The sequence below is a fragment of the Raoultibacter timonensis genome, assembly GCF_022845715.1.
GTDB classification, from domain to species: Bacteria; Actinomycetota; Coriobacteriia; order Coriobacteriales; family Eggerthellaceae; genus Raoultibacter; species Raoultibacter timonensis.
Map to the genome: position 1 here is coordinate 871868 of NZ_AP025564.1, position 13691 is coordinate 885558.

The following is a 13691-nucleotide window of genomic DNA, read 5'->3' on the forward strand; positions in this document are numbered from 1 at the left end:
TTTTGCAGTATATTGTCTTCGGAGCCATCAAAACCGTTTCTCTGGAGGCTTCGTGCGGTACAATTTGCGCGGGAGGAGAATATGAACGACAGCCATGCATTTTTGCGGTACCTCAACGCTCGATCCAAGCTCGTGCTTCGGCCGTCGTTGCTTCTGCTCGGTCCCTTTTTGGCATCGATGCCGCTCTTTATTCCGAATGCGCGCATTATCCGCGATCTGTCCGGCAATGCTGCGGGAGTCGACAGCCTCGTGCTCGCCATGGCTGCGGCATGCTTGGTGCTGTCGGTGGTTCTCGGACTCTATGCGGTAAAGAAGCCCCGATGGGCGGGATTCGGCGGAGCAGCTCTCTGCGCTGCAGCCGTGGTGTACGTGTTGTCGCAAGCCGCCCTCTGGGTCCTGCTGCTCGCGGAACGGGACTTTGGCGCTGCGATTGCCTGCTTGGGCGTTGTGCTCGGGGTGAGTTCGATGCCCCTCGTCATGGCGTGGATGGGGCGGTACGCGATGGATGTGCGCAACGTGATGCTGTACGGGGCGCTTTCCTGCATCAGCGCATCGCTGCTGGCTTGGGGCTTGTCGCTGCTGCCCGCGGTTCCCGCTGCGATCCTTTTCGTCCTCTGTGCAGTGGCTGGTGGGCTCGCTCCTCTTGTAACAGGCGATAGACGATCGACTGGGCAAGGGCGCGAAGCGCGCGGTCTTGAGGCGGCGGCACTATCCGACGCTCCGTCGGGCGCGGGCGTCGTCGGGTTCGGAGATTCTCTTCGCAATCTGCTTTCGGTCATCTGGCTGCCGTTGCTCGGCTTTCTCGTATGCATCTTCGTTTCGGCCTCTTGCGAGTTCAGCTTGGATGGTGCGACATTGCGCAGCGAGTTCATCGGCGGTGCGATAGCGGCGGTTATCGCGATCGCAGTGTGTCTCATGCCGCATAAAACGCCGTTCGTCCTGCTGGTGGAAAAGCTCGTGATCCCCGCATTCGTAGCGGTATCGATAATCCTCGGCGGGTTTCCTGCGGGAAGTTCGCCTTTCTATCTGGGTGCATCGGTCATCTTCTCGCCCATGATGTTCCTTTCGCTTTTCGCCCTCGCGTCGCTTGTCGCTATTGCGGCGGCGGGCGAGTTCTCGCTGCCGTTCGTGTTCGGCGCGGCGTTCTTTTCGGGTAACTTGGTAACGCTGCTCGGTTTGGCGGCGGGGGGAGGTATTGCCTCGTCGGATGCGATGGGCCCGGTGGTTTGGGTAATGATATGCGGTTACTTTGCCGTGGTGATAATCAATCTAGGGTACTCCTCGTGGCGTCAGCTTTTCCGGTTAGGCGACGAAGAGGACGCTGCCTCGTCGGTCGAGGTTGATCCGGAGCTGCTCGAGGCATACCGCCATCAGCAAATCGATGCATTGGCGGTCGAGCGCGGCTTAACGAATCGCGAACGCGAGCTGCTCGAATACCTGAGTCGGGGATACGGGTCGTCCTTCATTGCGAAAACCCTGTTCATATCCGACAACACCGCGCGTACGCACATTCGCAACATCTATCGCAAGCTCGGAGTGTCGTCGCGCGAAGAACTCCTTTCGATCTTCAACGATGGTTCCCGTGCGGGCGAGGGCCTTTTGAGCCGATAGCGCGAAGCGGTTTATCGGCGCTTGGCCAAGGGGTTCACGGGGTTCGACGCGATGCTATGCGGCTGCAGGTTGATCCGCTTCACGTTCGTCGGGCGAAACGACGGCAGGGGTGGTTTCGCCCTGATTCGCCGTGGTGCCCGCTTCGGCGAGTGCAGCGCCTTTGCCGAGCGAGAACCCGATGAGGATTCCCGCCATGATGATGCAGATGCCCACCATGATGCACAGGACGATCGCATTGCGCCGCGTTTGACCCTGCTTTCTGAATATCGCCCGCTCTCCGCCCGAATAGATGGAGCTCGACGAGCGCATGTAGGGATTCTCTGCGAGAGGGACGCTGTCGCGTTGAGGGCGGCAGGTGCGGTTTGAAGCGAGCGATGCACCGTGGGGTTGACTGAACGACCCGCTGTTCCGTTTATGTGGCTTGGTGCCGGTGGTGCGCTGCTTTTGCATAAATGCTTACCTACCATACCCGCAAGATGCCCGAATGGCACTAAGTATAGTGGCAAATAATTCGTTTGTACACTACGAATAGTGTGTTTTAACGAAAAATTGTCGATAAATCACCTGATGCCCATTCTAAGGACTGCGGAATGACACGTTTTTTAGCTGTAATACATTGTAATCGTATATAATACTTAAACCTAATATATATTAAATTGCGAGGTATGCCATGTACACAACGGTCAGCGCGCGGCTCGATGCCCGCCTGAAAGAGGAGGCGGAAAGCGTTCTGTCTTCCCTCGGCATATCCCATTCGGCGGCGATAGCGGCGCTTTATTCGCAGATTGTGCTTCAGCAAGGGCTACCGTTCGATCTCAAGTTGCCGCCGAAAAGCACGCGGTTCGGTCTATCGTACTGGGAGCTGCGCGATGCGGTGCGCACTGCGGCAGCGAGATGCGAAGTTGCCAAAGTCTGGCTGCACGGTTCCTATGCTTCCGGAACCGCCGACGGCTCGAGCGCTGTCGAATTGCGGGTCGATGCGATCGACGAAGGATCGGCCTTCGACGTTAATAGGTTCGCCCGCGATTTGGAGGATGCTCTCGGGGTGCCGGTGCATGCGGCGCTGACCTCGAACCTCTCGCGCAAATACCTCGGTTCGATCAAGGAAACCGAAGAGCTTCTCTACGCGCGCTAGCAGACGGTTTTCGCGTTTGCCCGCTTTGTCGTCAAATCAACGAGGTCGATTGCTGGGTTTGGCTCATTGCGATCAGAATTGCACGTATCTGCATGTGATTGTGAAAAGACTTTGCAAGCTGTGGGAGCGCGTGCATATGTCCGCCTACAAAGTCGTCGTGCTTTGTATGGGCGTGTTGTGCGTAACGCAAGAGCCCTTAGCGTCCGATAGTCTCCGGACAAAAAGCCAAAAGCAGCGCCCCGTCTGCCTTGATGTAGCTTCTTACCAAGAGTTGCTTGCACAAGAGGTTCGTACCCGGTATGCCTTTTCCTTGACCTCTCGTTTCATATCTGTCATTCTGCGCGCAGGGGCAAAGGGTCGAAGGGAGCGGGGTTGCTCGATTGAAGAAGCGCAGACTTCATTACCATCTGGCATTGCCGGTTACGGCCATCATCGTGGTGCTGCTGCTGGTGAACATCGCCCTCAGCTCCTCTCTTCAGCGAAAGCAGGCTGAAGACACCATGCGGGATCAGGCCTATATCCTCTCTCAAAACATGAGCGCTATCTGGGATTTCATCTCAGTCAATCAGAGCAGGATCAACTATGACAGGGATGGCGTCTACAACCAGAAGGGGCTCTATTGCTCCAAGGCGGGCTTGTCTGTTGGTGCGCTGTTCTCGAAACGTACCGATTACATCATCAGCTATGCTGCGCTGAATCCGAGAAGCGAACAGAATCGCGCTGATGATTTCGAGACGGAGGCGCTCGTTGCCTTTGCGGACGATCCGAGCCTCGAAGAGTACACGGCTTTCGGGAAGGTGAGAGCCGAGGAGGGCTATTTCCGATACGCCGCTCCGTTGCGTATGGATGGCACGTGCGAGAGCTGCCATGGGGGTATCGCCGGAGAAATCGACGAGACGGGATACCCGAAAGAGGGCTTCGTCGACGGTGATCTGGTGGGCATCATCAGCATAGCCACGCCCGTTGGACAGTTCGAGCAGAACTACTTCGAAAATGCGTTGTTGCAGGGCATATTCCTCGTGGTGCTGTCGGCGGGATGCATACTGGCTAGCTACTGGTTCACCCAGAAATACGTATCAAAGCCGCTGGGTAAGCTGGAACGTGCAATCGAACGATCCGGCACCGATCGATCGTACGAGCGGTTGAACGCCGATGCGATCGGAGCAAAAGGGGAGATAAGCAGCCTGGTCTCTTTCTTCAATGATGCCTCGAAGAAGCTCGAGGCCGTTCATCTGGGACTCGAATCGGAGGTCAAGAGGAGAACCCTTGACTTGGAGTCTGCAAATGTGCTTCTGGTCTCGCAGGCCGAGGAGTTGGAAGCTCTGAACGGGCGCCTGAAGGCGGACAACCGATATAAGTCGCATTACTTCACCATGATGAGCCATGAACTCAAGACGCCCCTCACGGCGATTATCGCATATGCGAATATCCTTCGCGAAGCGAGTGGTTCGGCAGGCGACTTGAATGCAGATGCGATAGAGTCCATTGCCAGCAACTCGCGTGACCTTCTGAGGCTTATCGAAAATATCCTGGAATCAGCGAAACTCGAGGCGGGCAGGGCTTCGTTCGAGATGCAGGTGGTCGATACCGATGAGGTGTTCTATCATCTGGAATCATCCCTGACGTCGTTAGCCGCAGAGCGTAATCTCGCTTTATCGTTCTTCAGATCGAAGCACATGCCGCTGTTTCTTGCGGATTCGGTCAAGTTGTCCCATATCTTGGAAAACCTGATCAGCAACGCTATCAAGCATACGCCCAGCAATGGCTACGTCATCATCGAATCGTATCATTGCAAGAAGGACGAAACCGTAAGGTTCCGCGTTATCGATAACGGTACGGGCATACCGGAGGAGGAACAGCGCGCAATCTTCGAGGAATTCGTGCAGGCAAGCGATCATATGGACAAACCTACGAGCGGCAGTGGTCTTGGGCTTGCTCTGGCGAAGGAATACGCGGAGTTGCATGGCGGGTCCATCCAAGTAAAGAGCACGGTCGGGGAAGGCAGCATCTTCACGGTCGTCCTTCCCTATGTTGCGGTGGTATCCGAGGGGGGAGAGGATGATGTCTAACAGGATTCTTGTGGCCGACGATGAGCCCAGCGTGCTCAAGGTAGTCAAATACTATGCGGAGAAGAACGGCTATCGGGTTGATACCGCCTCCGATGGTGAGTCGGCACTGCGGTTATTCCAAGACGCAACTCCCGATCTGGTCGTTTTGGATATCATGATGCCGGGACTCAACGGTTTCGAGGTTTGCGAGGCGATTCGCGAAGTTGATATCAGGGTCCCTGTGATCTTTCTTACAGCGAAGGGTGATCTGGTCGATAAGGGCATGGGATTCAAGCTGGGGGCAGACGATTACGTGACGAAGCCTTTCGAGCCCGAAGAGCTGATCATGAGGATAGGGACCTGCCTACGCCGACGCGATGCATTTCCAGTGGAAAGAAAGAATCCAGGCGTAATCGATTTGGGCGATCTCTCCGTTGACCTAAGCTCGAAAACCGTGGTCGTCCGCGGTGCGGAGGTGTCTCTCACGGCAAAGGAATTCGATCTGCTGGCATTTCTTGCACAGCATCCGACGGAAGCGATCTCTCGCGTGCGTCTTCTGCAGGGTGTATGGGGAGAAGACTATATAGGTGATTCCGGCGTCGTTGCGGTGGTGGTCCGCAAGGTCAGGGAAAAGGTCGAGGAGAATCCGGCTAAACCGCATCATCTGCTAACCGAATGGGGGTATGGCTACCGTCTTGTGTGAACGGCGGCAAGGCCATCTCGGGTGCGGCAAGTCCAATGCTTTGCGCGGTCTTAATAATTCGTAATATTTCTTAATGGGTTCCTTAATATCTGGCATTGGCTGCGTTGGTAACCTGTCTCCGACGAGTGGACGCTAGGGAGAGCGTTAGTGAGGAGGAGGGTCTTATGAGCGATGTTAGTCTCAATTCTTTCAAGATGGACATGAGCAGAAGGGGTTTTGTCGCTGCAGCAGCCGGAGTTGCCGGTTTGGCGCTTGCCGGCTGCCAACCTGCAGACCAGACTGGGAAGGTCGCAGAAACCGCTGCAGAAGCCACCGTGAAAACGGTGGGCGTTGCCAGCGGGTACAACTGCTCGTATTGCTATCTGCAGGGCAAGATCAAGGACGGCAAGATCATCGGCGTAGAGCCGGGTCCGCTACCCAATCGCCCCGGCAACAGCAACGCTTGCGCGCGCTGCATGGCGTTCGTTGAGAAGGTGCAGGACGAAAACGCACGCATCCTGCATCCCATGAGGCGCACGGGCGAGCGGGGTTCTGGCCGGTTCGAGCAGATCAGCTGGGATGAAGCCATCGAAGAGATTTCCGCGAAGCTGAAAGCCGTCATGGAAAAGAACCCGCAGGCGGCAAGTTTCTGGGGAATGACCGGAAACCTGACGACGCTGGCGAACCAGTCCGTTAACCGTTTCGCATTTAACATCGGCGCCTCTACTTGGGAGCCCGAACACATCATGGGAGACCACGGCGAGTCGATCGGCATGTTCATGACCTGCGGCGACCCGGCTCCCGGTCATGATGGCGAAGACTGGTACAATTCGAAGTTCCTGTTGTTCTTCGGTGCCAACAAAGCAGACACCTACACGCCCGTGGCTCGCCATATCGCCGAGGCGCGGCGCCGGGGCACCAAACTGGTAGTTGTCGATCCGCGCCTGAGCTCAACGGCCGCAATGGCCGACCAATGGGTCCCCATCAATCCCGGCACCGATCCCGCGCTCATTCTGGCGATGATGAACCTCATCTTCCAGAACGACCTGCATGACAAGGCCTATCTCGCCAACTACACGTGCGCCCCACTGCTGGTCAACGATGAGACCGGTGAGTACCTGCATCCGTCTGAGGGCACGTACTGCGCTTGGGATACTGCAAGCAATTCCGTGGTCGAGATCGACCCTGCAGATGCCGGAGGCAAGGACGATCAGACTTCTGGTCCCGAAAGCACCCTTGCGCTCACGGGTTCTTTCAACGTTGATGGTGTAAACTGCCATCCCGCTATGGACGATCTGATGGCTGAGGCTGCCAAGTGGCCGATTGATCGCACGGCCGAGGTGACGGGCGTTCCCGCTGAGGTTATTCATCAGCTTGCCCTAGAATACGCGGAGGCTACGCCAGCGGGTATCCAGGTAACACAGGGCACGAACCGCACCCGCTATACCTATGCCACTTCGCGCGCGGCTGTCACATTGGGTGCCGTCTGCGGCAACATCGGCAAGTCTGGGGGCGGCGTGGGTCGCGAGCATTTAGGCGTTCCCATTGCTACGACGGGCGATGCGGTGAACTTCATCAGCGCCGGTTCCATTTTCAACGATGGCGAATGGTACGACGTAGGTGAGAAATCCGACGCTTTCGGTGCTTTCTACGAAGTACTGCTCGGACCCTACAGCCTCATGGCTGACGAGCTCATCGCGGGCAACGCGTTCAAGTCTTCCGAATTCTACGATGCCGCCCTCACGGGTAATCCGGTGCCGGTGGACTTTCTCTACATTGCCATCTCGAACTTTATCAACCAGAGTCCCGATGCCAACAAGATCATCAACGAGGTGTTCCCGGCCATCGACTTCATCGTGACGGCTGACCCGTTCCGGACCTGGACCACCGAGTACTCCGATATTGTGCTGCCCGTTGCCACCTACTGGGAGTGCTGGGACGTGACCAACGATGGCCCGTTCGTACGTATGAATCAGCCGCAGATCGAACGCATGGGCGAAAGCAAGTCCGACTGCGAAATCTTCTCTCTTCTCGCCAAAGAGCTAGGCGTTGGCGATTATTGGAGCAAGACGGACGAGGAATGGGTGCGTACGTTCCTGGGGGGAAGCGAGCATCCCGGCATGGAGTCTTTCGACATGGACGAGATGCTCAAGACCGGCATCTTCGCTCGCGATGACGGAGTGTACGGACCCTCCTACCCGTTCGGCGACAAGAAGTTCAGCACGCCCACCGGACGTATCGAATTCTACAGAGACGATCTGGTTCCTTTCGGCGAGCAGGTTCCGACATGCCAACGCGTCGACGACAACCCTGAAGACGCCTTCAAGGACACCTACCCCCTGCAGTTCATACAGTGGCACAGCCGCGCCGCTGTGCATACGCAGGGTATGCTGCCTACGGCCATCAAGGCTATCGAGGCCGAGCCGTATCTGGTGATGAACGCCGTTGACGCCGATGCGCGCGGAATCGCTCACGACGACGTGGTCCGTGCGTTCAACGATCGCGGATCCATGAAGCTTCGCGCATTCGTTTCGGATGGCATCATCCCGGGCACTACCGGCATGTCGCAGGGTTGGACGCCCGAGCAGTTTATCGAGGGTCACTACCAGATGCTGACGCATTACACCAAGAACGCGGTTGAGGAGTTCATAAGTGCTACCAGCAGCCCGTTCAACGACGTCCGCATTCAAGTTGAGAAGGCGTAAGGAGGCAACGATGACGTACGGAATGCTTATCGATACGCGCTACTGCTCGGGTTGTCAGACCTGCGTGGTCAGCTGCAAAATGTCCAACCAGGTTAGCGACGATGCGTTTTACAGCCACGTAATCAGCTTGGATGGGGATGTTCTCTACCAGGCGACGGGCACCTTTCCGAATGTTACCATGAAGTTCCGTCCGACGCTTTGCAACCATTGCGAGAGCCCGGTCTGCTTCGCGAATTGCCCGACGGGGGCGATCGCGAAGGATGCCAAAACCGGCATAGTGGCAATCGACAAGGATCTCTGCATCGGATGCGGCGATTGTGCGGTTACCTGTCCGTATGAGATTCCTGTCGTGGTCAAGGACGAGGGGATTGCAGGAAAATGCGACTTTTGTTCTACCCGCGTAGCGGATGGCGAGCTGCCGTACTGCGTGGCGGCGTGTCCGACCCGCACGCGCTACTTCGGCGATATCGATGATCCCGATAGCGAGATTTCGAAGATGATCACCGAGTTTGAGGCGGAGGTCTACATGCCGGAAGCCGGTACCAATCCCTCTGTGTTCTACGTCGTGTAGCGGTTGGCGGCTTTTCTTGATTCTGCTACTTCGAAACATGTCGATATGCGCCCGAGGCCTTTTCGGCCTCGGGCGCTTCCCTATTCATGCAATTCTTTCACTGCGGACTCGTCTCCATCGCCCTACGCGGAAGACGGCATATAGATGCAGATTCCTGACTTTCCGCTTGCTGTCGCCCTATCCAGGGCGGCTGAAATCGCTTTTGGAAAGCAGGTAGGCGAACGGAGCACGTGCTTCCTCCTTGTCCATGAAGGGCTCCTTCATAACACTGAACGATGGCGAAGCTTTCCATCGTTCGGCTCAAAGGCCCCTCTGCAATTACTCGTTCGAACCCATGGTTTGCTCTGTTGAGTCACGTTTGGTTGCGAGGCTAAAGACTCGTTCGGACGTTTCGGATCGCATTTAGGAGATTAGGCTGAAACCAGTAGTCCTTTCCCTCATACGAACCTCAGTATGAGGAAGAATCAGACATCTAGTCTGAGGACTCATGGCCGGTATCAAGCAAATCGTGGGATGCGAACCAACGCTTCCTCTGGAAGAATAATGTGCAGTTGCTACGGTTCGGGATTGGTTGCCCGCAACCGCATGGCAGCGAGCGTGCGACAGCCTATGCATGGTTTGTGCGGATATCGACGATTCGAAGACGCGATGCAGATGTTGTGAGCATAATGAAAAAGTAGTTTGTGAGAGAAAGGAAACGATATGTGCTTCAGACCACCCACTATCGAAGCCGGCCCCGTTAAGTGCCCCAAGTGCGGAGCAGAGGTCGATCCTACGGCAGACAAGTGCCCGAACTGCGGAGCGGAGGCTACGCCTGCTCCCGGTATGCCCGGCGTCCCCGGTGCCCCCGGTGCGCCCAAGGCCCCTGGTGCGCCTGGCGTCCCCGGTGCCCCGAAGGCACCCGGCGCTCCCAGTGCGCCGAAGGCTCCCGGCCAATAGGAACAGCACTACCGCAATAGCGTCGGACCCCGCAAGAAGCTGCTTTCTTGCGGGGTCCGACTGGTTTGCGCGTTCGGGAAATCGCTTTTCGGGGTGAGACCGTCCGATTCGCACGCCCGTTAGGTAAACCGTACCTTTCGGCTTACGCTTGCGGCGCTATCGGGTATTGGGTATCCTGTTCCAAGTTTCACCATGCAATCGCAATCAACATCTCTGGGGGAGGTAGGCGATGCGCAACGATTTTCCCCTTCACGACGATGAAGGCACGTCGTTTGGATTCGGTGCTGGGTCGGCGCTTCGGCTGGGCGACGTGAGTTACAACATGCTTTTGGAAGCCATCAGAGGGTTCGAGCTGCTTCATGTGCCGGAAAGCTGCTCGAAGCGGTTTACCTGGTATGCTTCCATCCCGAGTAAAAGGAAGTATTTCGATTGGAGTCATCGCAGGGATGTTCTGTTTCTCTGCCATGACGAGATAGCCGAAAGCCTTCTCGACGATAATCCGAGCAGCTTCTGCGTCGTGCTGACCGACGAGGAGCAGGTTCCTGATTGGGCAACTCTCAAGAGCCGTCGCAATCGCGTTGTGATCGTGAAGCAGAACAAGAGGTTCTACTCGTACGATTCGAAGCTCCAATCGTTGTTCGTGAACGATCTCATTTGGGAAAACGAAATGGATCGGGTCGTATACAACCGCGGACGGCTCGATCGGCTGATCTCTCTCAGCGAGGATATGCTCGGCAACTTCGTGTGCATTACCGATACGGGGTATAACCTGATCGCTTACTCGCGCGGCATCGAGCCTCCCGAAGAGGGGTATCGGTACCTGGTTGACAACAACTGCTACAGCGAGCACGAGGTGAAGGAGATCGAAGAACAGGTATTGGCAAACGTCGGGGAGAAAAGCCGGCTGGTATTCTGCGGGCCGAACGAGAGGCATCGGCACCCTGCATTGCACTACCCGGTTTTTATCGACAACGCCTACCTGTTCCACGTCGTTCTCGTATGCGAGAACGGTTCGATAGAGAGCTTGCGGGATCTTTTCCTGAAGTTCATGAGGCGCGTCATTTCGATATGCAACGATTTTTGGAAAACGACCGTCAACCTCGAATCGCCGTGGCATCGGGTCCTCGCGGGATTGATCGACGAAGAGCCGATGACCGAGGATTACATCGATGCGCAGTTGGCGAAAACAGCCATTCCCGCATCCGAGCAGTTCAGGCTGCTTCGCTTCCAGTTCAGCTCCCGGAAGCCGTTCCAAGAGCGCTCGCACGTGATCGAGGCTGCAAAAAACCTCAACAACGGGTTCGTGTACCCGTTCATGCACGAGGGCGATCTGCTCGTTTTGCTCTACTCCGCCTCGATAAGCGAAGCGGCACTGTCCGGCAGGGGAGTGTACAGCGATGTGGACGAACACATATACAAACCGTTCGGAATTGCCGCAGGCGCCTCCCAGGTGTTCTTCGACGTGCGGGATATCGAGCTCGCTCATCGCCAGGCGTCGATAGCGTATGCGATGCGCGCTCCGTTGAGAAACGAATTCGAGGCGCTGTACGGGTTTGCCGATATTCCCTGCTACGCGTTCGAGCACATACTGAAATACTACATTCTGACCGAGGGTTACGACTCCGATCTCGTGGAGTTTTCTTTCGACCACAGCATTTTGAAAAGGCTCGCCGAAGAAGACAAAGCCGCCGGTACCGAAATCGCTAAGTTGGTCTGGGTCTATTTGAACAACGGCCGCAACGCGACTGATACGGCGAAGCTCGTACATGTCCATCGGAACACGGTTCTGTACCATATATCGAGATTGGAAAAGCGCTTCGACATCTCGTTTGAGTCCCCGTTGCTCAGAAGCCGCATGATACTCGACTACCATCGATTGCTCCTTGAAGACCACCTGTAGCTTGACCTGCGCTCCTAGCCTCTTTTCCAAATAATGCCCCCTAATTTGTAATCTTCGCCAATGCGCGGTTCTCGCTTCGTTTCATACAATGCAAACAGTGTAGGAAGCGAGTGCGCACCTCCTTGGACGAGGCGGTTTGAACGATGAGGATGCGTACCTCGAGCTGGCCGGCGATTCGTACTGCACACAGCTAATTCAGGGGATCTTCTGGAATAAGGAATACGTATGCAGATAAAGCGCATGAGCGCTCTGGCTGCATGCATCCCACAACAAAGGGGGTTGTGTATGTTCACACTGAAGAACAAGAACGTCCAGGCTGCCATCGTCCTGGCGCTGGTCTGGCTCGGCGTGTTTATCGCGTCGTATGCGCAGAACCAGCTGGCAGGCATGTCTGTGCAGTTCATGGAGCACTACGGCTTCACGCCCGAACAGTATGCATCGATTTATTCCGCCTCGCAGTTCATCGGAATCTTCTTCGCTTTCGTGTCGGGCATCCTTTCCGACAAGATCGGAACCCGAAACATCGTGCTCATCGCAGCCGGCATGGTTCTGATTGCGACCGTTGCGCGTATTTTCGCCTTCTCGTTCGAAGCGCAGTACATTTCCAACATGTTCTGCGGCTTCACGGGCATGTTCATGGCCGTTAACCGCGCCAAGATCCTCGGCGGTTGGTTCCCGCCTGCCACGATCGCTCTGGCCGTCGGCATAGCCACCACGACCACGCCGGTTGCGAATACGCTCGGCGTGGGCCTGACGTCGCTCATGCCCTCCATCGAGTTCGCATTCATCGTGACGGCTGTGGTATCCGCGGTGTTCTTCATCGGTTGGTTCTTGTTCGGCAAAGAGCGCTCCGATGAGATTGCGGCGGCGGAAGACAAAGCCAAGGGCGAAGACAGCGGAAAGGTTCTCAAGAGTCTCGTCGAGATCATCAAGACGCCGTGGATCTGGGTACTGTGCGGCGGCGCGTTTTTCCTCATGGCCGCCCAGGTGCCGCTGATGGCGTTTACGAACGCGTCGCTGGTGAACGCCCGCGGTCTCGATCCGGTTGCCGCCGGCGGTTTCGCAACGGCGATCACCATCGGCATGGGTATCGGTTCGGTCGTGACCCCGCTCATCGTCAAAGCCATCAAGGCCTACCGTCCGGTCATCGTCATCTACGCCGTCATCACCGCTCTCGGCATCTACTTCGGCTGGCAGATGCCGGTCGGCGTCATCATGTACGTCGTGTACTTCATCACCGGTTGGTGCCTCGGTGCGCTGCTCGCGATGATCTTCACGTGGCCCGTCATGATTTACGGGCGCGAGAAGGCGGCTACGGCGGGCGGCTTGGTTCAGACGTTCGTTCTGGCGGGCGCTTCGCTTGCCCTGACGAACATAACCATTCCTTTGGCCGGCGGCGGTTCGAACTTCGAAATGCTCTTCACCATCGCGGCTGTGTATCTGGTCGTCGGAGGCATCCTGATGTTCTTGATTCCCGATCAGGGCAAGAAGCTCGGGGCCAAGAAGAAGGCTGCCGAAGAGCAGTAAGCCGAAACAAGACAAGGAACGTTCTCTCAAAGTTACATCCGAGCGAAAGGAGCTCACTATGTGTTTCAGACCAGCAGAAGCAAACGCCGGTGCGGCGTGTCCGAACTGCGGCAAGAAGATCAACGTGACGCAAGGTCTGCTTCCGAAGAAATGCCCGTTCTGCAAAACGAGTCTCGAGGGGATCGATCCGGCATCGCTGGCGGCTCCCGCCGCTGGCGGCGCGGCTCCCGCACCGAGCGCCCCCGCCGCAGCTCCCGGTGCGCCTGCGGCCCCCGGTGCCCCGAAGGCTCCCGGTGCGCCCAAGCCACCGAGCCAGCCGTAACGTACGCAATGTCAGCCCAAGGTGCGCAGAGCGCGTACGGGAGACGGGAGGTCTGCCATGTGCTTCGGTAGCTGCCGTGTGACGTGCGATAACTGCAAGCCGAAGTTCGTGTATTGCCCCGAATGCGGGCGAAAGAACATGCTCGTCTTCAAGGCATGCAAGCAATGCGGAACGCTTTTGACGGAAGAGATGAAGGAACACGCGATCGAGGAATGGGAAGCGGGGGCCCGAGCGCGTGCCGAGAGGAAGGA

The 13691-nt window shown here is 56.7% G+C and carries 11 protein-coding genes; 10 read left to right on the plus strand and 1 reads right to left on the minus strand.

What is annotated here, in order from left to right; all coding sequences use genetic code 11:
- Positions 1-81: 81 nt before the first annotated feature.
- Positions 82-1611, plus strand: coding sequence for a helix-turn-helix transcriptional regulator (locus MWL89_RS16290; RefSeq protein WP_279611954.1), 1530 nt, complete (start codon positions 82-84; stop codon positions 1609-1611).
- Between the two features lie 54 nt (positions 1612-1665).
- Here the strand turns inward: MWL89_RS16290 and MWL89_RS03420 are convergent, their stop codons facing one another.
- Positions 1666-1920: a hypothetical protein gene (locus MWL89_RS03420; protein WP_102378997.1), complete on the minus strand. Its 255-nt coding sequence runs from the start codon at positions 1918-1920 to the stop codon at positions 1666-1668.
- A 361-nt stretch (positions 1921-2281) separates the two neighbouring features.
- On the opposite strand from MWL89_RS03420, the gene MWL89_RS03425 reads away from it, so the two are divergent.
- The 9 genes from MWL89_RS03425 to MWL89_RS03465 all read left to right on the plus strand — a co-directional run bounded on the left by MWL89_RS03425 (position 2282) and on the right by MWL89_RS03465 (position 13440).
- On the plus strand, positions 2282-2746 hold the full coding sequence (locus tag MWL89_RS03425) for a type II toxin-antitoxin system RelB/DinJ family antitoxin (protein ID WP_102378996.1): 465 nt from the start codon (positions 2282-2284) through the stop codon (positions 2744-2746).
- Positions 2747-3126: 380 nt separating this feature from the next.
- The gene (locus tag MWL89_RS03430) at positions 3127-4815 is read left to right on the plus strand and encodes an ATP-binding protein (protein WP_102378995.1); all 1689 of its coding nucleotides are present in this window, start codon (positions 3127-3129) and stop codon (positions 4813-4815) included.
- Positions 4808-5497, plus strand: a complete 690-nt coding sequence (locus tag MWL89_RS03435; RefSeq protein ID WP_244411764.1) for a response regulator transcription factor — start codon at positions 4808-4810, stop codon at positions 5495-5497. Before MWL89_RS03430 ends, MWL89_RS03435 begins: the two co-directional genes overlap by 8 nt.
- Positions 5498-5661: 164 nt before the next feature.
- The gene (locus MWL89_RS03440; RefSeq protein ID WP_244411765.1) at positions 5662-8181 is read left to right on the plus strand and encodes a molybdopterin-containing oxidoreductase family protein; all 2520 of its coding nucleotides are present in this window, start codon (positions 5662-5664) and stop codon (positions 8179-8181) included.
- 10 nt (positions 8182-8191) lie between these two features.
- Positions 8192-8752, plus strand: coding sequence for a 4Fe-4S dicluster domain-containing protein (locus MWL89_RS03445; protein WP_244411766.1), 561 nt, complete (start codon positions 8192-8194; stop codon positions 8750-8752).
- Between the two features lie 702 nt (positions 8753-9454).
- Positions 9455-9691: a zinc-ribbon domain-containing protein gene (locus MWL89_RS03450; RefSeq protein WP_102378991.1), complete on the plus strand. Its 237-nt coding sequence runs from the start codon at positions 9455-9457 to the stop codon at positions 9689-9691.
- Between the two features lie 229 nt (positions 9692-9920).
- Positions 9921-11591, plus strand: coding sequence for a PucR family transcriptional regulator (locus MWL89_RS03455; protein ID WP_244411767.1), 1671 nt, complete (start codon positions 9921-9923; stop codon positions 11589-11591).
- A 285-nt stretch (positions 11592-11876) separates the two neighbouring features.
- On the plus strand, positions 11877-13118 hold the full coding sequence (locus MWL89_RS03460; protein ID WP_180995113.1) for an MFS transporter: 1242 nt from the start codon (positions 11877-11879) through the stop codon (positions 13116-13118).
- A 58-nt stretch (positions 13119-13176) separates the two neighbouring features.
- Entirely contained in the window at positions 13177-13440 is a 264-nt protein-coding gene (locus tag MWL89_RS03465; protein WP_244411768.1) for a DUF2089 domain-containing protein, read from the plus strand.
- Positions 13441-13691 lie beyond the last annotated feature (251 nt).

Coding starts and splice junctions, on each gene's coding strand:
- MWL89_RS03425 (WP_102378996.1), top strand. CDS start 2,282: ATGTACACAACGGTCAGCGCGCGGCTCGATGCCCGCCTGAAAGAGGAG.
- MWL89_RS03440 (WP_244411765.1), top strand. CDS start 5,662: ATGAGCGATGTTAGTCTCAATTCTTTCAAGATGGACATGAGCAGAAGG.
- MWL89_RS03435 (WP_244411764.1), top strand. CDS start 4,808: ATGTCTAACAGGATTCTTGTGGCCGACGATGAGCCCAGCGTGCTCAAG.
- MWL89_RS03420 (WP_102378997.1), bottom strand. CDS start 1,920: ATGCGCTCGTCGAGCTCCATCTATTCGGGCGGAGAGCGGGCGATATTC.
- MWL89_RS03445 (WP_244411766.1), top strand. CDS start 8,192: ATGACGTACGGAATGCTTATCGATACGCGCTACTGCTCGGGTTGTCAG.
- MWL89_RS03455 (WP_244411767.1), top strand. CDS start 9,921: ATGCGCAACGATTTTCCCCTTCACGACGATGAAGGCACGTCGTTTGGA.
- MWL89_RS03450 (WP_102378991.1), top strand. CDS start 9,455: ATGTGCTTCAGACCACCCACTATCGAAGCCGGCCCCGTTAAGTGCCCC.
- MWL89_RS03460 (WP_180995113.1), top strand. CDS start 11,877: ATGTTCACACTGAAGAACAAGAACGTCCAGGCTGCCATCGTCCTGGCG.
- MWL89_RS03465 (WP_244411768.1), top strand. CDS start 13,177: ATGTGTTTCAGACCAGCAGAAGCAAACGCCGGTGCGGCGTGTCCGAAC.
- MWL89_RS16290 (WP_279611954.1), top strand. CDS start 82: ATGAACGACAGCCATGCATTTTTGCGGTACCTCAACGCTCGATCCAAG.